The sequence below is a fragment of the Niastella soli genome (assembly GCF_017742245.1).
Classification (GTDB): Bacteria; Bacteroidota; Bacteroidia; order Chitinophagales; family Chitinophagaceae; genus Niastella; species Niastella soli.
Window position 1 is genome coordinate 161840 of record NZ_JAGHKO010000006.1, and the last position, 22569, is coordinate 184408.

28 protein-coding genes are annotated in these 22569 nt (G+C 38.7%); 17 read left to right on the top strand and 11 right to left on the bottom strand.

Annotation, left to right across the window (positions count from 1 at the left end):
* Positions 1–411: 411 nt before the first annotated feature.
* From J7I42_RS35725 to J7I42_RS24030, 3 genes are read left to right on the top strand one after another with little or no spacing between them, the layout of a single operon-like run.
* Entirely contained in the window at positions 412–681 is a 270-nt protein-coding gene (locus J7I42_RS35725) for a GIY-YIG nuclease family protein (protein ID WP_209141424.1), read from the top strand.
* Between the two features lie 41 nt (positions 682–722).
* Complete coding sequence (locus J7I42_RS24025; protein WP_209141425.1) at positions 723–950, top strand: hypothetical protein; 228 nt, start codon at positions 723–725, stop codon at positions 948–950.
* A gap of 29 nt (positions 951–979) precedes the next feature.
* Positions 980–1315 carry an ORF6N domain-containing protein gene (locus J7I42_RS24030; RefSeq protein WP_209141426.1) on the top strand — a complete coding sequence of 112 codons (336 nt, stop codon included), beginning with the start codon at positions 980–982 and terminating at the stop codon, positions 1313–1315.
* Between the two features lie 295 nt (positions 1316–1610).
* Here J7I42_RS24030 and J7I42_RS35730 read toward each other — a convergent pair whose 3' ends face one another.
* Complete coding sequence (locus J7I42_RS35730) at positions 1611–1922, bottom strand: energy transducer TonB (protein ID WP_209141471.1); 312 nt, start codon at positions 1920–1922, stop codon at positions 1611–1613.
* A gap of 564 nt (positions 1923–2486) precedes the next feature.
* On the opposite strand from J7I42_RS35730, the gene J7I42_RS24040 reads away from it, so the two are divergent.
* Positions 2487–2657, top strand: a complete 171-nt coding sequence (locus J7I42_RS24040) for a hypothetical protein (RefSeq protein ID WP_209141427.1) — start codon at positions 2487–2489, stop codon at positions 2655–2657.
* 62 nt (positions 2658–2719) lie between these two features.
* On the opposite strand, the gene J7I42_RS24045 is transcribed toward J7I42_RS24040, so the two are convergent.
* The 3 genes from J7I42_RS24045 to J7I42_RS24055 all read right to left on the bottom strand — a co-directional run bounded on the left by J7I42_RS24045 (position 2720) and on the right by J7I42_RS24055 (position 4493).
* Positions 2720–3349 carry a zeta toxin family protein gene (locus tag J7I42_RS24045; protein WP_209141428.1) on the bottom strand — a complete coding sequence of 210 codons (630 nt, stop codon included), beginning with the start codon at positions 3347–3349 and terminating at the stop codon, positions 2720–2722.
* Complete coding sequence (locus J7I42_RS24050; protein ID WP_209141429.1) at positions 3342–3605, bottom strand: hypothetical protein; 264 nt, start codon at positions 3603–3605, stop codon at positions 3342–3344. Before J7I42_RS24050 ends, J7I42_RS24045 begins: the two co-directional genes overlap by 8 nt.
* A 441-nt stretch (positions 3606–4046) precedes the next feature.
* On the bottom strand, positions 4047–4493 hold the full coding sequence (locus tag J7I42_RS24055; protein ID WP_209141430.1) for a hypothetical protein: 447 nt from the start codon (positions 4491–4493) through the stop codon (positions 4047–4049).
* Between the two features lie 492 nt (positions 4494–4985).
* Between J7I42_RS24055 and J7I42_RS24060 the strand changes: the two genes are divergently transcribed.
* A complete protein-coding gene (locus tag J7I42_RS24060) occupies positions 4986–5987 on the top strand; it encodes a WG repeat-containing protein (protein ID WP_209141431.1) in 1002 nt (333 codons plus the stop codon).
* Between the two features lie 38 nt (positions 5988–6025).
* Positions 6026–6355 (top strand): hypothetical protein, encoded by a 330-nt coding sequence (locus tag J7I42_RS24065; RefSeq protein WP_209141432.1) that lies wholly within the window; start codon positions 6026–6028, stop codon positions 6353–6355.
* A 38-nt stretch (positions 6356–6393) separates the two neighbouring features.
* On the opposite strand, the gene J7I42_RS24070 is transcribed toward J7I42_RS24065, so the two are convergent.
* From J7I42_RS24070 to J7I42_RS24080, 3 genes are read right to left on the bottom strand one after another with little or no spacing between them, the layout of a single operon-like run.
* The gene (locus J7I42_RS24070) at positions 6394–7575 is read right to left on the bottom strand and encodes a hypothetical protein (RefSeq protein ID WP_209141433.1); all 1182 of its coding nucleotides are present in this window, start codon (positions 7573–7575) and stop codon (positions 6394–6396) included.
* A 4-nt stretch (positions 7576–7579) separates the two neighbouring features.
* Positions 7580–9916, bottom strand: a complete 2337-nt coding sequence (locus J7I42_RS24075; RefSeq protein WP_209141434.1) for a hypothetical protein — start codon at positions 9914–9916, stop codon at positions 7580–7582.
* A 1-nt stretch (position 9917) separates the two neighbouring features.
* A complete protein-coding gene (locus J7I42_RS24080) occupies positions 9918–10712 on the bottom strand; it encodes a hypothetical protein (RefSeq protein ID WP_209141435.1) in 795 nt (264 codons plus the stop codon).
* A 1010-nt stretch (positions 10713–11722) separates the two neighbouring features.
* On the opposite strand from J7I42_RS24080, the gene J7I42_RS24085 reads away from it, so the two are divergent.
* From J7I42_RS24085 to J7I42_RS24130, 10 genes are all read left to right on the top strand, one after another.
* Positions 11723–11944, top strand: coding sequence for a hypothetical protein (locus tag J7I42_RS24085; RefSeq protein ID WP_209141436.1), 222 nt, complete (start codon positions 11723–11725; stop codon positions 11942–11944).
* 531 nt (positions 11945–12475) lie between these two features.
* On the top strand, positions 12476–13162 hold the full coding sequence (locus J7I42_RS24090) for a hypothetical protein (protein ID WP_209141437.1): 687 nt from the start codon (positions 12476–12478) through the stop codon (positions 13160–13162).
* 230 nt (positions 13163–13392) lie between these two features.
* Positions 13393–14112 (top strand): tyrosine-type recombinase/integrase, encoded by a 720-nt coding sequence (locus tag J7I42_RS24095; protein ID WP_209141438.1) that lies wholly within the window; start codon positions 13393–13395, stop codon positions 14110–14112.
* A gap of 1 nt (position 14113) precedes the next feature.
* On the top strand, positions 14114–15247 hold the full coding sequence (locus J7I42_RS24100; RefSeq protein WP_209141439.1) for a PDDEXK nuclease domain-containing protein: 1134 nt from the start codon (positions 14114–14116) through the stop codon (positions 15245–15247).
* Positions 15248–15627: 380 nt separating this feature from the next.
* Positions 15628–16035, top strand: a complete 408-nt coding sequence (locus tag J7I42_RS24105) for a hypothetical protein (RefSeq protein WP_209141440.1) — start codon at positions 15628–15630, stop codon at positions 16033–16035.
* Positions 16036–16280: 245 nt separating this feature from the next.
* A complete protein-coding gene (locus tag J7I42_RS24110; protein ID WP_209141441.1) occupies positions 16281–16454 on the top strand; it encodes a hypothetical protein in 174 nt (57 codons plus the stop codon).
* A gap of 48 nt (positions 16455–16502) precedes the next feature.
* Complete coding sequence (locus J7I42_RS24115; protein ID WP_209141442.1) at positions 16503–17018, top strand: hypothetical protein; 516 nt, start codon at positions 16503–16505, stop codon at positions 17016–17018.
* 303 nt (positions 17019–17321) lie between these two features.
* Entirely contained in the window at positions 17322–17765 is a 444-nt protein-coding gene (locus tag J7I42_RS24120; RefSeq protein ID WP_209141443.1) for a hypothetical protein, read from the top strand.
* Between the two features lie 18 nt (positions 17766–17783).
* A complete protein-coding gene (locus J7I42_RS24125; protein WP_209141444.1) occupies positions 17784–18248 on the top strand; it encodes a peptidoglycan DD-metalloendopeptidase family protein in 465 nt (154 codons plus the stop codon).
* A gap of 546 nt (positions 18249–18794) precedes the next feature.
* Positions 18795–19124: a hypothetical protein gene (locus J7I42_RS24130; RefSeq protein WP_209141445.1), complete on the top strand. Its 330-nt coding sequence runs from the start codon at positions 18795–18797 to the stop codon at positions 19122–19124.
* A 72-nt stretch (positions 19125–19196) separates the two neighbouring features.
* Here J7I42_RS24130 and J7I42_RS24135 read toward each other — a convergent pair whose 3' ends face one another.
* From J7I42_RS24135 to J7I42_RS24145, 4 genes are all read right to left on the bottom strand, one after another.
* A complete protein-coding gene (locus J7I42_RS24135; protein WP_209141446.1) occupies positions 19197–19748 on the bottom strand; it encodes a hypothetical protein in 552 nt (183 codons plus the stop codon).
* Positions 19749–19830: 82 nt separating this feature from the next.
* The gene (locus J7I42_RS35455) at positions 19831–19956 is read right to left on the bottom strand and encodes a hypothetical protein (RefSeq protein WP_262898154.1); all 126 of its coding nucleotides are present in this window, start codon (positions 19954–19956) and stop codon (positions 19831–19833) included.
* Positions 19953–20564: a metallophosphoesterase gene (locus tag J7I42_RS24140; RefSeq protein WP_209141447.1), complete on the bottom strand. Its 612-nt coding sequence runs from the start codon at positions 20562–20564 to the stop codon at positions 19953–19955. Before J7I42_RS24140 ends, J7I42_RS35455 begins: the two co-directional genes overlap by 4 nt.
* An 18-nt stretch (positions 20565–20582) precedes the next feature.
* Positions 20583–21023 carry a hypothetical protein gene (locus J7I42_RS24145; RefSeq protein ID WP_209141448.1) on the bottom strand — a complete coding sequence of 147 codons (441 nt, stop codon included), beginning with the start codon at positions 21021–21023 and terminating at the stop codon, positions 20583–20585.
* Between the two features lie 428 nt (positions 21024–21451).
* Between J7I42_RS24145 and J7I42_RS24150 the strand changes: the two genes are divergently transcribed.
* Entirely contained in the window at positions 21452–22555 is a 1104-nt protein-coding gene (locus tag J7I42_RS24150) for a helix-turn-helix domain-containing protein (RefSeq protein WP_209141449.1), read from the top strand.
* Positions 22556–22569 lie beyond the last annotated feature (14 nt).

The window sequence follows — 22569 nt, forward strand, 5'->3', positions numbered from 1 at the left end:
GGTTCACAGAATTGTGAGCCTTCTTTTATGGACGTACTCAATTGACATTTCTTTTTATCAGTATATTCAGATTCTTTCGCACAGGCATTTTTGTCCGTATTTCTGAATGCTCGTAATTGAACACCATTTTCAGTCATGCCTCATATCTTGGAATGGCCCATTTGCATGTAATCATATAAACAGTAGCCTACTGTAACCCTGGTGTTAGAATAAATAAAATTAAGCCTACCTTCGTAATGCCAACGTCTACCTGAACAAACCCAGGTAAGAATAAGCCTCTCCAGCTCATTGAATCGACCAAAAAATCGACCGAAAAAATAAATAGCTGATTTTACTGTAGATATAACGGCCGCACATATCCCGTCCGGTCCGCAAGTAAGAAGGCTCTGATTAAATTCAGAGCCTTTTTTTATGCCTTATTATGTCTACATATTGAAAAGCACAGTTGATGGAACCTATTACAAAGGGTTTTCAGAAAACTATTTACAGCGATTGGAAGATCACAATGCTGGACTTTCAAAATATACCTCCTTTAAAATACCCTGGAAATTAATTTACGTCGAGGAGCATCCTGACAAACGAACTGCATTACTTAGAGAAAAGAAACTAAAGCGATGCAAAGCGGAATATTTTGAGTGGTTGGTTGAACAACCTACAAACATTTTAAAGAACACACCCTGATATGCCCCGGCTGAGCGATGGGCTGATGTCAGAAACGATTGGTGGAAGACCTGGTTGCAGAGGCTACCCGCAAACAGATTGCCGACAAAGGAGCATTTGTAAAAAAGGCATTCACACCTACTCTCGATTTACAATCACTCGATGAACGGGTAACCACAATCGCCAAACAGGAGCTTGCCAAGAAAGAAGCCAAACAGGATATTTACTTTCAGTTTGACGAATGCATCAAAACCAAGGAAAGAAAAGTAAGAACGAATGGGAAAGTGTAAGATTGCAGATGGAGAGTTTACAGAAAATTATGTCATCACAATTTGTGATGACATACCCAAGTAGGCGCCCCAATAGTGCGTTGCCCTATGCTTTTACTGAACAGGGCGTTGCTATGCTCAGCGGTATACTAAATAGTGATCGGGCAATAAATATGAACATTGCTATTATGAGAGCTTTTATTCAAATAAGGCGGGTTGTCTATAAGGAAAACGACCTGGTAGAACAATTAAAACAAATTAAAGAGCGCTTAGGCGAACATGATGTCCAACTCATCCAAATATATGATGCCCTCGAAAACTTGCTGGATGAAAAAGCGGAACAAAGGAAATGGGAAGATAGTGATAGAGTAGGATTTAAAAGGTAGAGTTGTAACATTGTTTATTAATTAACTTAAAAAGTGATTTTAATTAGGGGAACTATTTCCAAAATGGAAATAGTTGAACAGCCCCTTACTGTTGGTAAACAGCAATCAATGTGAATTCCTGGCTGGTACACCTGTTGAGCTAATCATGAAGATCAGTGGTAATAAGCGAACAAAGGATTTTTAAAAGTATATCCGCATTTCACCGGAAGAGGCGGCTAATAGGATTAAGGAGTTGTGGATAAAGAGAGATGGGATGCGGTTGATTAATGGTTGATTTAACCGGGAGCAAATTGCATTATTCATTCTCCAATCGAAAAGTTATGGGCTGCCTTTTATAGTCTTTTATATTACGTCCATTAAGGCGGGTTGGAGTCCATTTCGGCGATTTTTTAAATACCTGAACTGCACTTTCTTTTAGTTCATTAGGGCCGCTAATGACTTCTATATCGCAAAGAGTACCATCCGTACAAACTTTGAATTGTACGATTACAGTTCCCTGAATGTTTTGATCTATAGCAATTTCAGGGTAAACAAGGTTTTGTTTTAGAAACTTATGCCAAGCAATGGTTCCACCTGGGAATTCAGCGGGAATGGGAAACTCACAAATAAATGCATCATTATTCTCATTTTCAGTAACTGTATCACCCTATATTTCGACAGTTGAAGTCCGTTTCTCTGAATCAATTTTCCCGCAACTTGAAAATATCAACAACGTTAAGATGACGGATATAAGTTGTTTCATAGTATGATAGAGTGTAGGGATTACTCTTATTTTACTATAGATGGATGCGCAATTAAAGGCATTCCATAAAAAAATAGTGAAATAAAGGAGTTGTGAATAAAGAAAGATGGGATGCGGTTAGTACAGGAGGGTGGGGGAGTTGTTTCTAATAGAGATTAATAGTAGTGCTTGTAATTTGGCAGTTGCCGACTGCCAAATTATAAAACGATGACACTCTATATGTTGTAATTGGATCGTTACCGACGATCCAATTGCACATTCCTGATACACAGTCAAACGTAATTGGGCAGTTGCTGACTGCCCAATTGGACCGTCAGCGACTGCCAAATTGTAAAAGGCAGATAAAGAACAAGATATAATTGGCCAGTTAGTGACTGGCCAATTATATCTTGGTTTTGTTTAGTCTATTTTTAATTTTAAATTTTGATTATGGAGAACACCAAAAAAGGTGAGCAAAAATGTAAAGCTAAAAAAGTAGATCCTAAGGCTGCAAAGGATTATATCAATGATCCATACTTTGTCAAGAAAAGGGAGATAGCAGCAGCGTTTCTAAAGAAAGTGGGTTTGCCTGAGTCATTTACTAAGCAGCAAGACAAATAGATTACTTCTTACGAATGTTCTAAAATACAGGCTTGATAGAGCCGTGGATGGTTTGTTTTCCCTTAGGTTACTATTTTTAAAACTTCAGGAAGGTACTTGATAAACCAATCTGGGAGTTTATCTTTTGATGCAGACAGTTCCAATTTTGAATTTATCATTTTGGCCAGGAGAAACGGCGTTGTTGTAGAAGTGTCGAAAATTAATAAAGAATCCAAAAGTTTGAAATTCCGGTTAAGTTGGTCCAGGTTCCCATAGAAGTTATTTTCAATCATCAATCGTGGTACGTTATGCCCCCCATCTTTAACGCGCTCCAGAACACGAAGCTCGGATTGATCCGTATTGTTTAACCCGAAAAAAATCAAATGCACAGCATAGCCCTCGTTTTTAAAAAGCCGGGGTACATTCCAGGAACTATCTTCAGTAAAATGTCCCTCATAAACAAAATGCTTCCTGAAGGCAATTGCTTTATCAACCAGTTGGTTGAACGTTTCTATCACAAAATCATTAGCTATTTCCCTTATTTTCTTATCAACCCGCATTCCCGACTTCCAAAGCTCTAAATGCTTTTGCATGTAAAGCTTGTCACCATCAAAAATTGAGGAATCTTCTAAAACATGTGAAGGAACATAATCCTGGCCGATTGTAGATTTGCCGGCTCCGTTAGATCCAGAAATTATAAAAAGATCAGGCATGGAAAGGAGTTAATCCTAATGCAACCCTGAGCTGAGCAGCTTCTTCGGGCGATAATTCACGAATGGCTTTGAAATCGTTGCCAGATTCATTAATCTGCTCTATGGTAATTTTGCCATCTGCATACTCCATATAACATTGATAGGAAGGCAAATCCGGTGAATTGATCATAAACGGTTTGCCTCTCCTTAGCTTGTTTATTCGAACCCGCATTATAGCATTATGTCCAATTTGTTCCAGCTTCTGCACTTGTGTCATTCAATATGATTCTATACACGAATTTAATAAAAAAAATGCCATAATTCAATTTTTGTCAGCTGGTCATTTTGCACCAATGAATTCCTAGCTGTCACACCAGTGAACGATTTTTTTTTTTGAGTATATCCGCATTTCACCGGAAGAGGCTGCTTATAAAGGATGTGGATAATGGGGATGCGGTTAGTACAGGAGGGTAGGGCAGTTGTTTCTAATAAAGGGTCAATAAATTGTTTTCAATTTGGCAGTTACGGACTGCCAAATTATAAAAGGATGACTCTCTGTTAGTTGTAATTGGATCGTTGCCGACGATCCAATTACAGTGACGTGAGCCTGCAATACAATTGGACAGTTGGCGACTGGACAAATACTGTATATTTAACCCGGCAACAAAAGAAAAGCCAAGCTGGTTGAGGGCCTGGCTTACTTTCCTATTTAGTTGCATTACTCTTTTAAACTAGTAATATAAAACATGCTATTTGCATGAGGGACGCCACCAATAAATAGATCAATTTTTGCGTTATAAAAACACCCGCCCTTATAAGGGCCAGCGTTTAAACTAAATATTGCGTTTACAAATACCTTTTTATAAAATAGATTTCGCACCTCAGCATATTTATCAAACCAGGCATTACTTTCAATAGTGTTTACAACTCTTACATATTTTATATAAAAAGCAGTATCACGCTTACTGCTATCGGCGCCATTGGTTTGGTCTAAAACATCAGCCACCATCTTATTCCATTCAGCCAGTGAGATCCTGATGCCAATTGCATCATTCCATTGGTCGATACCAGAGATATTCTTATCACTTTGAGCTATTGCCGTTTTCCCTAACAAAAGGATTGCAGGTATGAAAAATATTTGTGGTATAATAGAGAAGAATCGCATAGAATTCTATTTAAAAAATTTAAGATAACTAAAACTGTTTATCGTATTAACTCCGTTTTATTAGGGGTGTTACCAGATAATTGACTCCTGGTTTCTAAAACTGCATCTGTACCCGTATCCATATAGTTCATCGCTATGATCTTGTAAAGCTAATAGTTCGAGGCTTTGCGATTCTTTTATTGGAACCTTCCCTTTAAATTTTATTATTTAAAATACTCTTCAATTTCGGCTGTCTAACGGTAGGTCAAAGGTCAGGAAAGGAATTAACTGCGTCAATTTCATACTCTTCATAGCCTCTTTTTCTAAAGATACTAAATGTTAAGGATCGTAAATAGGTAGGCCTTACTGATATAATGTTAAATGAATGATTTTATTAAATTTGACATGATAGCGACCGTTTTTTTGGAGCAAATAGCTACTAATAACCTGTAAATATTGATTTCAGCTAAAAAGGGTGTATAATAGCGGATTATAAAGTTATCTGCCATTTTGATGAAACACCTTCTAATAATTATATTGACCTTGTTTTTCACAGCTTGCAAGACCACTCAACTCGCCATCATCAAGCAAAACGGAAAATTTGGCTGCATTGACAAAAAGGGAAACCTTGTTATTAAACCGGAATGGGACTGGATGTTACAGGGTGACAAGAATAAGCAAATATTAGTTGAAAAAGATAGTTTGTTTGGTTTTGTCGACAATCATGGAAATGTTTTAATAGAGCCGAAGTATAAAAGCGCGATGGTTTTTTACGATGGATTTGCTAGTGTTAGCAATGGAAATAAATTTGGATTCATAAATATAAAAGGCGATACCGTTATTCCGTTTGTCTTCGATGATGTTTTTCTTGGATTTTCGAATGGGTTATCTGATGTAAGAGTAAATGATAGTTGTGGTTACATTGATAAATCCGGTAAGGTTGTTATTCCTCTTATTTATAAGACTAGCTATCCTTTTCTTTCAGATGTAGCCAGCGTTGAAACATTTGACGGACAAACCCTTTTAATTGATAAGAAGGGAAATACTTTTGCATACAATAAAGACCGATATAAATATAAACGGCTGTGGGCGTTAAACTCATACCCAGGAAGTTTTACAACTCAGACTGGGCAAGGTCGAATTAATAAAGCAGGAGACACTATAGTCCCGCCAATTTATGATGTGACTGGAAATTTATCTGATCATATGTATATAGTGGAGCTAAAGGGAAAATGGGGGGCTTATAATGACAAAGGCAAACTAATTGTTGAACCAAAGTTTGATGAAATATGGCACTATAATGAAGGGTATGCCAATTTTAAACTGAATGGAAAATGGGGATACGTTGATAAAAAAGGAAGAATTGTCATTGAGCCAACTTTTGACTATGCAAGTCAATTTGAAAATGGCTTGGCATACGTTGAGTTTAATGGTAAATCAGGGTTTGTAGACAAGAAAGGAAAGTTTGCAATTAAGCCTGAATTTGAAATTAATAAAGACAGTGAATTTCAGTAGTGTTTAGATATAAGAACGATTATTAAATAATAAGCAAAATGAATATAAAATCCGACTCAAATAATACTCCAGAACATGCTGTTGTAGTCCGGTTTAAATATGGAATAGATGACCTTGATGCGTTATTTGAACTTGAGGACGTTTTAGAGAAAGTAATCACAGAAAAAGAGGTTGGAGAATATGACGGTCATGAAATTGCAATGGACTATAGCGACGGAACATTATATATGTATGGGCCCAATGCTGATAATCTGTTCAAAACTGTTCAGCCCGTTTTAAAGGAAATTGAATTTATGAGAGGTGCAAAAGCAACACTTCGATTTGGCCGACCTGAAGTCGGTGTTAAAGAAATTACAATCGAAGTGTAAAGCAAAGGAATAGATGTAATTATTGGGATAAAGAATATTTATCTAAGGATACCAATATCCTGGTTGGTAAACAGGAAGCCCACGGTGAGCCCTGTATTGAATAATCTTGTGCTGAGCACCTGGGTGCTGACAGGTGTAAAGTTGTAATAAATGGTGGGAATGATCTTCAGGGTGCATTCACTGAATAACCTGCAATTGATACCCAATCCGAATTTACCCACCAGGCTGGTGCCTTTCAAATCCTTCGTAGCAGGGTTCGTTCTTAAAGACTCTCTTTTAACTTCGCCGGCGACATCGTCCTCATAACAATTCAGGAACAAAACAGACAAGCCCATATCGGCAGCCAGATTCACTCTATGATCGATGCCGCTTTTGAAATAGCCAATTCCCACTCCATTGTAGTTAAACCGGTAGTTCATATCTAACGGGGAAGGCCTGGGTAACCCGGTGTTCCAGTCAATGGCGGTCTGTCTACTCTTGAAGCCCTGGCGCATGTTGATGTATTCAGCGTATAGGGTATGGGTTTTGCCAAGGGCAATGCCTGCCTGCATCGAAATGGTATAACCGAACTTCATTGATTCGTTTGTACTGCGGCTGTCGAGTTTGGCGGGTTCATTGAAGGAGGGGTCATTTACAAATACTTTTCTGTAGGCCATTTGGGGGGAATAGCTGGCTCCAATATGGAACCTTGCTTTGGTGTTGTTTTTATTAATTGAGAAGTAATAGCGGTTGTAAATGTTTACCCGCCTGGCTCTGATGAGCGTCGTGGCGGTATCTTTTCTGCTCTCGTAGCTTTCGGTTTTCCTTTCGCCATTAACTATAGTATCGGGAAACAGGAACCAGGTGGTATCAGTTGTGTATTGGGGATCGTACCTGGTTACTGGTATCTTTAGCTCAAAGGGTTTTCTGGAAGGGTCGGGAACATGGTTAACATTGCCTGACAATGTAAATGTTGATAATACTGAATTCCGTGTATATTTTCTTATTTCCAGTAAAGATTCAACGCGTTCATGGCGGTAGCCAAATTTTCTGCCGCTTTCGGTACGCATGGAATCTACCCGCACGGTTCTGAAGGTAACTATTACCGTATCCTTTTTCCATTTTACGTTCGTTACTTTATTCCGTTCAGGGACTTTGTATAGCGACCATTTATGAGTCGATTGCGCACAAATGGTCATCCAGCAGCAACATAACAGAATAATAAGGGTTACTTGTCGCATTGCGTTATTGTTTTCTGAAAATGATATTGTACGCATAGCCTAACTGTATTTGAGGGAAAAAGGTGTTCGCATCGCCCTGCTGCCAGAAGAACCGGCCGCGCAGGAATAATTGTCCATGGCTGTCGTGGCTGGTCTCCGCCCGCAGGAATACTTCAAGCATATGTGATTTACGGGCATTACTTTCCGTTGTTACGCTGTTGAGATCTGATTTGGCATAACTCACAATCTGCTTGAATGCATTGTTGCTGAATAACCAGGTGGTATTGTAATTGTAGGCCAGTTTGAAACCAACCCGCCTTTCAGAAAAGAACTCAAAAGTAATCTTCGGCAGGCTCAGGGTAAAAGTATTACCAGTATATTTATTGGCTATGTCTGTTTTAATGGCGGTTCCATTTTCTACGTTGTACACGGTATCCAGCGTTTTGAGGTGTCCGTACCGCACACCTACATCGAAGTAGGAGGTGAATTTCATATCGGGCCAGTCGAAGAGCAGGCCATTCAAATCTAAACCAAGGGAGGCGTTTTCATAGCGCCTGATGTCGAGGTTGGTGGCGTACGATGGTGATACAATCACGCCATTCTCTACAGTATTCTGGTTTCTCAGCACCAGTTCCCTGAATTTGTTCTCTATTTTGTTTATGGCGCCAAACACCTCCATATAAGAAACCCAGCTTACATTCTTGCGGTTACCAACCTGAACGCGGGAAGTGTTCAGGTTGAATCTTCTGTTCACTTCAATCTGAACAAGTCCATTGGGGGCATCTTCCTCGAAGCCCTGGAGGTCGGTAAATATTTTCGATTCGAAGAGTTTGATATTTTTTTCCTTGTATAGGGTAATAGGGCCGGTGGCCGGCTGGATTTCATTGATGACAGTGTCGCCGGGGCTATAATCACGGGTAAACAGGTCCAGTACATTGTCGTAATTGCCCAGCACATCACTGAGGAATATACCATTGGGGAAATTGTTAGATTTCCTGATGAAAAGACGGGTTGACTGGAATTGCTTCAGGTTATTGATCGAAGAAAAGCCAATGGCAAAAATATTCTCATAAATATCGAGTGAGCCCTGCTCATTGCGAACCCAGGCCTGCACTCTTTCAATATGGCCGCGCTCAAATTGCAGGCTTACTTTTTCAATGGGATAAATATTGTTGGCCCTCATGTAAGCCTGTACTTCTTCCAGCACTTTCCTGGCAGTATCGAAATAAGTCAGCAGGCAAATGAGGGAATCAGTTTCTTTTTGTATTGCCACGTCAGTTTTATTGAAGGGAACGTAAGGGTGGCTTTTTATAAAACGGACCACATATTTAATACTGTCGGCTTTGTCCCGCGCTTTTTTGATCTCTTCGCTCAAAAGAGAACTGTCTTTCCTAAAGCCCTGGAGCCTATTGTCCGTGATGCCTTGCATCACTCCCATGGTGGTGATTTGCGTTTCGATTGTCGCCTTGGTAGCAGCAGGTAAAAGTGTATCCCTTAAAGCTTTTTTTAACTCGGTTTGGGCGGTCTGTGCAGTGCTATCTTCAATTCTTGCTTTTTTTATAGAATTGCCATTACTTTTTGCCTCGTCCTCTAATTTCTTTACCAACTCCGTTGCCTCTTTAGTAGCCTTGCCTCCAGTGTCTATTTGTCCCCTGATCCTTTGATAAATGGTAGAGAAGCTGTTCCTGATGTTTGAATCGAGGGAGGGAAGGTTCTGGTTTTCAAAAATGTTCATCATCCTTTCCAATAATAAGGAGTCTTCGGCTGTGATCAGGGCGCTGTCTCCGTTGGAACGATTTACCCTTTTGATGAACAACTTCAGGTTGTCAATAAATATCTTTTTTTTCGCCATGCTAATGGCCTCCCAGCGGGCATAGCGGTTACTGGTTTCCTCCAGATCTTTTACGCGTTCCGGGCTATTGTCCGCGTTGTTATCAGTAAAAGGTTGGGTCAACAGTCCCAGGTTGAGCCGGCCGCTGATTATTGTGCCATCCTGTTGTTTTAAGGAATATACCCACAGGAACACGGCTTCTATGCTGTATTCGCTAAAGGCCTTCACATCCTGGCCATCCTTGTTCAGGGCTGCAGTAAGCAGATTCCTGAACTCGGTCCTGTTTAAGGGCGCTTTTACCTCAAAAAGCTTCTCGCCCTCAAATTGCTTTACTGTATATTGTTGTTTGGAGCTCTCATAAAAAGCCGTCAGCTTTACTACCACATCACTGCCACTGATTGAACCATTATTCTCCACCGTTTGCAATACAAAGTTGCGGTGGTCGGTTATTGTTATATCTGCCTGTGCAAAGCTGCTGTGGAAACAAAGGGTCGGCAGAGATAAAATAAAATAACGTAATAAAAGCTTCATGCTAAAAGTTTCTTTGGGTGAAGAGCAATAGAGACTGGATGGTATCCCGTACCGGTTTTTGCAGGGCAAGCCTGAAGTTGAATTTATTATTGGCTGTGTCTATCAACTGCCGGTTGCCGTTTACGGTAATGGAGTCAAGCTTAAACGGAGTAAGCAGGCTGTTGTCTTTGTATAAATTGCCGGTGAAGTCAAATGCCTGGGTAAACAAACCGGTTGCATTGAACTGGTCATTGTCTTTTCCTTTTATCCTGAACCGGGCCAGGCCGTCCGCCAGTACATAACCCCTTACCGTTCCATAATATCCTACTTCGCTATCGGTTTCAAAGCTCGCGTAAATATTGCTGTATACATTGCCAAGTGGATGGGGTGGGAGGCTGTTGTGGGCAATTACGCCGGTATTGATAAGAGAAGAATCCAGTCTGATATTCCTGTTGATCCAGGTAAAGACCTTTGGCCGGGTTTGGCCACTTTGAATGGAGTCGGTGATCAGCCCATGTACCTGAAGGTCGCAGTTGTCATAGTTCTGGGGAACCGCTTTGCACAACTCCACAATATATTTCAGGTTTACGATCGGTGCATTGGTATTGTTGCGGATGGAAAGCCATACGGTATCTCCTGAAGCGATCCTGGTTTGGTGGAAAATGAAATCTACCTGGGCCAGTCCATTGGTTTTGGATGATATTACCAATTCTGTGGGTGGCGCTTTTTTGGGTGGTAGCTGGTCGGAATTGCGGTTACAGCTGAACAGGAGGACGACAATAGCCCATACGGCGAGAAGTATACGCGCTGTTTGCATATTAGTTTAGGGGTGTTATTAATAATAGGGGGCATTTTATAGTTACTCACATCCCTTTCAGCCACGAAAAATGGTAACTAACCAATGCTGTTAGCCTGTAAAAGGCAGTTTTTCGGTTCGGACAGTGAAGTTTTTCGGATATTCCTGGTTCGGACAGTGGAGTTTTTCGGATATTCTCAGGCGCAAATATGGGAAAGATAAAATTAATTGTCAAGTAAAATACAGAAAAAATACGGTGGTATTATATAATACATTGAGCTTGATCAACAAAAGGCGATCTAGCTTCACTGTCATGCCGTTGACGGCGGGTGGTGGCAACCGTTGGAAGTGTAAAGAAGACAATCAATTTCCGTGGGCTGTAAATGTTGAACCCCGGCTTTAAATTCTTGTCAGTTTGGAAAAGTATTGTAGAATATGGACTATCACTGCCAGTCAATATACGCAAGTTTTTGCTCCAATTTCATTAGGCTTTAATAGGGATGTCCTTATTATATTTTATGTCTAGTATATAAAGTATACGGTCCATTTCTGAAAATGGCCAGGAGTGTTCTACAGCTGTAGTTCTCAACTTTTCCAGGTATTTTAAATAAAGCTGAATTTGCTGATCAATAATCTTGTTATTTCTTGGATCGGTTGACCCCAACTCCGAACCATACAAAATTCTGAAGGCACATTGATCAATAATCTGGTAAACATTCGGTTGCGAAATCTTAGTATTGTTGATGCCATTGGCAGGCGAAGGCCGGGCGTTTTCAAAAGCGCTTTTAATATGTGCCTGGTAAATTCTGAATCTAAAATGTCGGCTTTTAAAAGATCCGAGTTTAACAGTTCTAGCGTTTCAGGATTAATTTATGCATAGCGATTAATTTTCCATAGCACAATCTCGTTGATTAATTCTTGAGTGAAGGTCTGGGAGTGAGCCTGATCTAATTTGGTAGTTAGTAATGGTTGATAGTCGTAGTCGTCATTATTATATGAATAACATAGTACTAATCAATACTTATCACCTTATGAAACTTACTCAAAAATCGCTCAAAGCTATAAATAACCCGGCTACCCGCCACCGGTTGATGGATGTGCTGGGCTGCACTGAATTTACCATTGCCCAGTATATTCAAAAGAATAGCGATAATCTCACAAAAGCTGCAGCCTTGCAGGTAATCAGGGAGGTGTCCGGATTATCAGATAATGAGATACTTGAAGGCAAATCATATACATACACCCCGCAATGAAAATCTGTGCCAATTCACATTGGAAGTTTGATTCAGCAGGAGGTAGAAAGAAATAGGCTTATTTATCTGGAGATCGGTGCGCTCATAAAAATAAAAAAACGGTACCGGGCGTTTTTGTGCTATGCTCCTGTCCGCCCCTTGATATGCCTGTTACATAACGCCTTTTTATATCTATGGCAAACTGGTTATCCAATGAACTGATTGCGTTAAGCACCAGTGAATCTGCTGGCGGATAATTGGGGATACCTCCCCAGCCACTTCCAGGCGGGCAGTGAGGGATAAAAATAAATGCGGGGTACTTGTTGGATGTGTTGTGGATATTTATTTTGTTATGTAGGCATGAAAACTTTAACTTCGGATAGGTATCAAAGATACTTAAATGAATGGAAAGGCCTCTTTAACATATTCAGCTGCTAATAAAGGAATTTGAAAAGGAATGGTTCTTTATACTTCATCGGTAGCTTATGGCGGTACAATATTTTGGAAAGTAACACCTATTTATAATTCACGTTGTAAACTTAAACGCAATCTATGAAAAAGTTAAAGGAAGAACCAATAAGCCACTTTAAAATAGTATTCCTTATTATTTTTTTTGTGAATTGCAAAGGAAACTTACCTAAACAAGAAAATAGGGATAAACAAGGGGATGTTAGCAATGAAATGACTCTTACCAAAGAATTTTTTTTTAATTGTACTGGAGCTAGAGATACTTTTTTTGCAAATGGCGACTACCTTAAATATATTCCAATTGATAAAGAACATTATGAAATAGAAGTAAAGATTAATGATATATTAGATACACTTGATTTTTATCTCGGCTGTAAAACTCATAGTGGAATGATTCCAAAAGTATTATTTAAATCAGATTTAGGTTACTTAGGTTTGGGGCAAGGTTCTTCAAGCTACAGGTATTTAACCCTTTGCAGTTTAAATAAGGAAGCTAAAAAAATTAATATCAATAAATTTGAAACAGCAATAGATGTGGCTTCGGAGAATGACGGTTTACTTTTCATAAAAGATAACTGGTTGTTTTTATATGATTTAAGTAGGAATAAATTTTTTTGCAAAAAACTTCTAAGCGATGGCAAAAGCTTTGTGGCAAAAGAATTTGAACTCTATAAAAATAGAGCTGCTATTATTTGTGAAGATGGCAATTCACAAACTTACTTCTTAGATGAATTTATAGTTAGGGACAGTATCCCAAATCACTCAATTTAATTCAGATTCTAATTCGATTCATTTTTCATTCATTCCTAAATGCTTGCCATTCGGATGACCAATATGTAATTGCTTCTTTCCAATATGGGATGTCAGCGTCCATCAGTCGAATTTTCTCCAAACTATCAAGTTCTGGTATTCCTCTCACCATAACTGCATAATTACATTTGTCCTCTTCATCATAAACCTGTTCCTGGAGGCTCAACTCCTGTGCAAACGTTCGCCAGGAAGTGTTGACCGGATTAAAGCTGAACACCATTGGTAAAACCATCAAACACCTACGCGGCTTTATAAAAGACCGGGTGAAAAGTGATGCCATTTATTTAAGTCACCAGGAAATTGCCACCATTTACCAAACTGATCTTTCTGACCATCCTCATCTGATCGAATACCGGGATCTGTTTGTCCTGGCCTGCCTGACAGGTTTACGGTTCTCCGACTTCAGTACCTTAAAGCCGGAAGACCTGCAACGGGATATGTTGTATAAGAAGCAAGAAAAATCAGATCACTGGGTTATTATTCCCTTACGTGAAGAAGCGAAACACATCTTTACCCGGCAGTTCAAAGAACGCATACCCGCGCTTACCAATCCGGAATTTAACCGCCACATAAAAACCATCGGCAAATTGGCTGCACTAAACCGCTCTATTAAATTCTCCTACAAAAAAGGAAACAAAAGTATTGAGGTCATAAAACCCAAATACGACTGGATCACTTCGCATACGGCCCGCCGATCATTCTGCACCAATGAATTCCTGGCCGGTACGCCGGTCGAGTTGATTATGAAGATCAGCGGCCATAAACGAACAAAGGATTTTTACAAATACATCCGCATTTCACCAGAAGAGGCGGCTAATAAAATAAAGGAATTGTGGATAAAGAGGGATGGGATGCGGTTAGTACAGGAGGGTGGGGGAGTTGTTTTAATAAGTAATACCAATAATCAATAATATGGAAACTAGTCAACAGTACACTCAATTGTTACAAGATCTCAAATCTCGTATTGCTCAAAGTCGCTACATCGCAGCTAGATTAGTTAACCGGGAGCAGTTGCTGTTATATTATTATATCGGCAAATTACTTAGTGACAAAATAATGGAGCAAAATTGGGGCGACAAAGTATTGTCACAAATAGCAACTGATTTAAAAAATCAGATGCCTGACCTGCGGGGTTTTTCTGCTAGTAGTCTTAAAAAAATGCGACAGTTTTACATCGCATATGAGCACGATCCAATTGGACCGTTACTGACGGTCCAATTACAAAGGTATGATAAACAAGGAGATATAATTGGACCGTTGCTGACGGTCCAATTGCAAAATTCTGAGGCAAAAGAAAGTTGGCCATTGGAAACAGATAATGATAATCCTATTCTAACAAATTTTTTATCGATTACATTCACTCATCACTTAATTCTGCTCAATAAATGCAAAGCCCTGGAAGAGCGAATGTTTTATATGCAAAGGGCCGCAGAAGATTACTGGTCGGTTTCAGTGCTGGAACATCACATACAGGAGAACTTATTTCTGCACATTGGCAAACTACACCACAATTTTGATACAACTATTGACGCTAGTGATAATAATGTAGCTGCCGAATTATTTAAAGATAAGTACCTGCTTGATTTTCTACAGTTAAAGGATGACGATAACGAAAGCGTAATAGAGAATAGCATAGTTTCCAATATAACAGAGTTTATTCTGAAGATGGGAAAAGGGTTTACTTTCATTGGTAACCAGTTTCGCCTGGAGGTAGAGGGGCATGAATTTTCAATCGACTTACTTTTCTACAACCGTATTCTACGGCGCCTGGTGGCATTTGAAATTAAAAAAGATCGTTTCAAGTCCGAATATACTGGTCAGTTACATTTTTACCTGAATGTGCTGGATGACAAAATTAAACTTCCAGATGAACTTCCCAGTATTGGTGTCATTCTTTGTAAAGAAAAGCAGGATTCCATTGTACAGTACTCCATCAGGAACATGAACACACCGATGGGAGTAGCCACCTTTATGAACTCGAGCGAACCACCAGCTGAAATTCAACAGGTGCTGCCTGATAGTGATCAATTACGTAAATTAATTTAAAAGGGGTACTGGTGAAAAGAATAACTCAAAAGAATGTACCGGGTATAGTTAGAGTAACCAATAATAGGGCTATAAAGCAATACGTTAACGATCCCTACTTTATTAAGAAAAGGGAAATGGCAGCGGCGTTTCTGAAAAAAGCGGGATTGCCTGAATTATTCAAAAAGTCTCAAGGTAAATAGACAACTGCCCAGCCACTATATCATATAAATAAGCATTGATAATGCCTTCAAGCCGTAAATTTGAAGGCATTTTTATTCGAAGATTATATCGCTTTTATTATGTTTGAGACTACCATTGCAAACGAATTAAACAATTGTCAATACCGGCGCGGGCTGGCCAAGACTAGTGACATATAATACAGTTAGAAAAAGCAATTAATGAGAACGTATCTGATTTTTTATTTCCCAGTTATAGTCATTGCCTGTGCTGTTTGTTGTTGCAGGAATAAAAAAACAAACGAAACCAGCAGGACAGTGAATGATAATCATGGCAGAGTCCTCAAAATATTTAGATCAACAGAGAAAGTGAATCTTTATGTGTTGAGGATAAATAAGGACTTTAGTTATAGAGATTCATTAGAAAGAAATTATTCCGAACCGTGGAGCCTCATTAATGAGTATATTCCTGTTGGTGATTCAATTAAAGTCTATTTAAAAATTGATAATAAAGACACAACGTTTATGTATAATATTAAAGATGTTGATAGCATTCTTTTTGGACGCAGTCCAGGGCCTTCGTTTTATATTATAAATAATTTGTACAAAGAAGCCTGGTTATTTGATTAAATCAACCAACTAAACTGGAAAAAACACAGATATATTATCGACACGCCAGGGATTTACCGTTCCTGGCGTTTATTTCCCAATGCACATCTATCAAGTGGGACCTCCTTCTCTTTTTTAGGAGCTTCGGTATCTTACATTCGGAGTATCCAACACCATTCTTGCAAATGAAAAAGAACCTCTTCCTGATCCTACTGACTTGCATCAGCATGCTGTATGGCAAGGTCGTAGAATGATAATCCTTTTGCATGTGCTACTTTGGGGATCGTCCTTTTTTTACATTCTTAGTACTGGGCGGGTGGTTATGTACGTATTATATTTATGACGACCTGAATAACCTGCGATGTGTGGTACAACCCCGGGGTGTAGAATTGCTGATCCAAAACGGCTGGGACGTGTCTGCGCTCAATGGCGATATTTAGAATGAACAATGTTTCCGGTATGAATATGATTATAAGAACCGGATGATCATGAAAAAAGTGCCAGGTGCAGGCGTGGTATATCTGGTCAATGATAAGCAGGACAGGGTGGTAATGACACAGGATGCCAAACTGCGCGGTCAGGGTAAATGGATGGTAACTGGTTACGACAATATGAACCGGCCTGTTACAACCGGTCTCCTGAAGGTAATGTCCGGCGATAAAATAAATATTTTTGGTAAGTTGTATTTTTATCAGCCTGGAAGTGTTAATTCCCGAACCGATCTGCCCCTGACCGTTGCCGATGTATTAAGGTTGTTTGTTTCAGGATCACCGCTTCAAGGGAAAGGACTGACAGCTCAAGGATTATCAAGTGGGGTTCCTGGTTTAACTACAGCCTTACAAAGTTATATGCAGAACCACCCGGACGCGGGATCAGGACATCCCCGGGCATATATAAATTGGGTGTTATTTGATGAACAGTTCAGGTATGTAAGTGGGGTGCTGATCCAGTCGGATCTGCAAATTGTGTTAAACCCCATGATAACAACACTATACCCGTTATAGATGTCGTTAAAAATGGGTATATTTTCGTGTTCTGCAGCAATGAAACCCAAACGCAGGAAGTGTTCTTTGATAATTTACAGATGATCCACACGCATGGGCCTATAACAGAGGAAACGCATTATTATTCTTTTGGGTTGACGATGACGGGGATAAGTAGTAAGGCGGCGAATAGCCGGATAATAAGTTTGAATAAAATGGTAAGGAAACGCATGAAAAGGAGTTTGGAAGTGCAGCCTACAAAGAATGAAAGAAAACAACTGAAGGAGATTAACCGAAAATTGAAAAAAATCAAAAAAGTTGATTATGAAATTCTATATCCTACTGATGGTGTCAGGAATTTTTAATTTTGCTGACCCTGTGTTACAAAAATCAAAAAGCGAAGTAGTCATATATGCGACGGATCTGCTTGATCGCAGAAATATTCCTATGAATAAGGAATTGCTCAAATCCTCCTATGAATTTTGCACCCGACTATCAGGGGAAGAATATGTAAATGAATTTTTGAAAATGACAGGAAAATATGATAGTACAACCGCATGTAAAAAATGTGGACTGCCTTTTGACACTAGGATCTATATTCAGGTATATGAGAAAGGTAAGTTAGGAATGGAGATGGAAATATGTGCTGGAGGAGACTGCATTAAGATCTTAAACAAGCCATATTGCATGACAAAAGAAACCTTAAACTTTATACTGAGTTGTTTTCCTGCTAGGAACCGGGAAAAATATAGCACTTTGAATAATTAATAAAGGCAAATAACTATTATGTCTTTTAATGTAGTTGTAATAATTTGTATATTATTCAGCGTTAATTCATTTTCTCAAAGCTGTAATGATACTGTTGCGTATATTTCCAAGTACCCTGTTGAAAAAGGATACATTTATTTATGGAAAGATAAGATTGGTAGTATTGCAGATCCTGCAACTGTTGTATGTATTTATTCTGCGGATCGTAATGTTGTTGCTGTAAAAGGAGGGCAAGTTAAAAAGATATTTACCGGGGATGAATTTGATAGTATTTTAATAACAGATAAGGATACGACGATTTTATATGCGAATATGGACAAATTCTATAAAAAAGTTGGTGATACAATACATAAAGGGGACTTAATAGGGACTATAAAGAAGGATTCGGCTGATGACAGGTTCCAACTTTTTTTTAAGATTACTGTAGGCAGAAAGGATGTATTTTATAATGATCACATAAAATTCTTGCAACAACTTCATTAGTGGAAATCAATTGTTATCATTTGATTTATACATGAAGGCGACGCTCATTGTTGTAAAACAAAGGTAATTGATTATCAATAAAATATCGGATGGAATCAAAGCCGTCCGGTCCGTAAAAAAGGATCATCAGCAATAATGGTCCTTTTTACTTTTTATACATCTTTACTTTTATGAAACCATCAAACATCTGCGCGACTTCTTAAAAAGCCGAATGATTAGACCGCGAAACATACATGCAAATGAATCACTTAAAAATACCATGTCGTGGCGGAAGGTTGTGATTGATAGCGCACAGTTTTAAAAATAACAAGAATGCCAGGATTAATAAGGATATCATTGATCTGTTTTTTGCTTTTCTGCATAGTTTCCTGTAATCAAAAAGCAGGGAGTAAATTGTCGCACCTTGATATTAGTCTTGAAAAGGGTTTTGTCGGCGATACCATTTTTTATGGGCACGCATACTTTAAATGCCGAATTTTCAATAGAAATAGACAAACGATTCACCTATATATTGAAAAATACAAGCCGCCATTTGTTTCTCAAAATGTGTCGGGTCAAAAGAAAACTGGCAGCATCTTTATGCTCGATGTAAACGGAAATAGAGCAAATGAAATGTTGTCGTCTCTCTTGCCCAATGAGCTTATTATTAAAGCCAATAGGTCCTTTATATTTTTTCTTAGGTCTCCTCTCAATGGGCTTGTAAGCCACGGTGAAGAGACCTCTGCCGGGTTTCAAAGAGTGCTGGCCGATCGCATAAAAAACAGGCTATATTCCTATTATAGTATAAATGATAATGGTGCCATTGACGATTCTGCTACCATCAAGGTCGATAGTAATTTTTTAATAGAATACAAGGAACCATTGGTTACGGATTAATTTTTGCCCGCTTGTTAAGAAAGCGGCCAGTTAGTGACTGGCCAATTACATTACGGTGCTAAGTCGGTAAGTCTAAGAATAATCAATTTGACTTTCACCGATATTAATTATATATATTTCCTTGTCCCAATCTTGATAATAAATTCTTATCTGTCTGTCAAAATAGATGTAATCAGTGTGGAATAAAGTGCCATCATAACTTTCCCAGGTCTCTATAATCTTATCCGCCTTCCCAAATTTTTTTTCGATTTGATTCTTTGGAATTTTTTTATATACCTCCAGCAGGTTGTTCACAATTGTAAACTCAACAATAATTTTTTCTTTAATTCTGTACCTCGCTCCAGTATCCATTCCAACCCATCCGCCATTTTCAAAAACAGAGGCTATTCTGTCTTTTAACTCAAACTCAAATTCTATTCCGTTAACAGTATAAAATGTTTTACCATCACGCCAACTTGTTGAAGTGGTATTTTCTGGAGGTTTTTCCAGTCCTGTTAAAACAATGCCAGAATAATTAATCTTCTGAATGGTGTCTCCCAAGTGTATATTACCTAATGTTAAAAGAGAGGTTGGTACAGTAGTTTCAAAAAGAATCGAAGGATTTATTGTGATCTCGGTTTCCAATGGGTTAACTGTTTTATTCTTGAAAATATTGAACATCTGGAATTAAGTAATTTTTATGTCTAATGAAATAACAGCTAGTTTATTACTCTGATTGCCAAAAACGTTTACTATCAACATCCATAATCGTCAGTTTTCCACCTTTAGCTCCCCCGGTATCTAAATTATAAATATTAGCAGCTTGTAGCGGTTTATCTAATCCCCATTTCATAGTATTGGTATGCCAATAAATATGTTGTTGAATTTTGTGACTATTTCGAATGGCGCGAGATTGGGATCTTGTTTTGCTTTCGATTGCCAATTCATTGCTGATTGCCACAGAATTCTATCCCAGTAATAAATACTGGAGGGTTGCTGATGGAATGGTTGAAATTGATTGAAGCCAGCATGTACATAGCAGTTGTTTTTTGTGTCTATATAATATGGTATTTGGCTTTCAAAAAATTGCTTGTGTGATAATGGGATGTCATCCGGATTGAAGGATGTTTTGTAGCCCTGGCGTGATTTTCTGATAATAGGTGTTTTACCTGCTTTTGTTGAGTAAGACTTTATTGTATCTATTCCGCCAAAATTCCAGGCGGCTGGATGAAAACCAGTTCTGATAAAATCTAAGAACCAATCGTCGTGATTGCCTTTTATTGCAATAAGGATTTTTATTTTTAATAGTTCTTCCACACAATCAAAGACCTCATCTCCGCGATCAGCTATATCACCTAGTTGGATAAGTGTATCCTGACTGTAGTCAAAATTGCATGTAAGCAGGCATTGTTTTAGAGATTGGTATTGTCCGTGCAGGTCACCAAGAACGTAGGTTCTCATAAATTGTCAAAGTGAATTTTACCCTTTTATTTCCCTTAGCAAGGTGCTTGCTATATTTATTTTATTTTGAATTAAACAGTTCTCAATATTGGTTAAAGTGCCGCTTTTCCTTTTTTCATTTGAGTTGAAATCAAATGCAAGAAAATGAGTACACATATGTATGGCAGCGGTATCTCGTTCTATATCTGATTGAAATCCGCCAATAAAATTCCACTGGCTTACTTTGGTTTTGTATTTGTCAGGGCTGTATCTTGGTGTTGTGCCGATATGCAATATGCTGACATTGGCAGTCTCGCATTTTAGCAACTCCATTGTCAGGGTGTCTACCCCTTTAAAATCACAAAGAACAAAACTCGGGTTGTTTGTTTTTAAAATTTCGGTAATCGGTTTTTCATAGTATTCGAGAAAGTTCTTGAAACTCAAATTCCCATTTCCAAATACAAATACTTTTACATCCATTATTTAACGTTATAAGCTTATTAAGTCCTTTTGATCTCTTAATTTGTCCCAAGATAGCTAAAAAAAATACCATTGTAAACAGGCTCAAAAAAGGTAGGTATACTTAATTGTAAGAATAGGGTAAAAATTAGCCTGCTTAGAAGAAAGTAACAGAATTTTTTGTTCGGCAACTTCAAATGATGGAACAGGATTACATTTATACATAAATTTGAGCGATGAAATGGGATGTTACCATATTTTCAACGGGGCTGGATAAAAAATATTTGCTTATGGTCGTTTATTGCCGGCAGGAATGAAATTGCCATGATATGGGAGACCTGTTTTTGAGAAAATGCTGGTGCGCCAAGATTTAATTTGGCCATTACTGGCGACCCAAATGCAAGTTTATTATATTTGGTGATCCAAAACTTACACCCCTAACGTGCTCTATGCTAACCCAGAAAGTAAAAACCTGGCTCAGTCAGTTCAAACAATATTATTTTACCTATAGCAAAGGTTTTTATCATCTCCCCTGCAATGTTAATTCTCCCCAGAAGCTGATCAACAGTTTTGAAAAATTTCCTTTTGTAAAGCATTCCCTTGAAAAGCAATTTGTTAGTTCAAATAATCCCTTTTGCAGCGGCGGATTTTATTATCATAAACTGGAAGAGGGTTGCTGGATTGTATTCTCTAAAATGCGTTATAAAGCAAATGTTGCATTCGACCTGATGTATGACACCCCCACGCCCGGTCCAATGACCGCCGATGATTATTACATGCTTAGCCTTAATAATATCACTAACGTAGTACCTGGTAAAAATGCTCTCTGCGGTAAATCTATCAATTTCCCACGTTTTAGCTGGGTGTTTTTTAAACCGCGGGAGCGTAATTGTGACCTTAATTTCAAAGGATCGAATAATCAATACCTCACTTTATATTTTAACGAGGCCTGGTTGCAAAAAAACCTGATGCCGAATAAATTATTTACAGAGGGTAAGCTTGATAGTTTCATCAGGTCTGACGCGGGCTACATTGTATGGCCGCTGGAGGATGGCAAGGCCGCCCTTTCGCAATTCGACCGGTTTAACGTCACCATGAATATTGGCGGCAATGCGCAGGAAATAGATTTTCTCAACCTGAAATTTTGTACCCTCGAGCTGATCTTCGACTTTTTCAAACTTTGCCGGGAAGATGAAATAGTTTCCAGGCATGTACTTGTTGATTATACCGACAAGTTTAACATGAACAAGGTGGAGCATTACCTCAGTAATCATCTGTTCGAAAAATTCCCCGGCATCGACTTGCTGGCCCGCAAATTCAACCTTTCTGAAACCAAACTTAAAGTGGAGTTCAAACAACTCTTTGGTAAACCGGTTTATCAATACTTTCAGGAAAAACAAATGGAACTGGCGAAAGAGCTGCTTATGGAAAATCAGTTATTGATAAAGGAAATTTCCTGGAAATTTGGTTATGAAAGCACCAGCAAGTTTTCAGCGGCTTTTAAAAAACACCATGGTGTTTTACCCTCGGAACTGAGCAAGGTTACCCAATAAAAAAAGAACCAGGG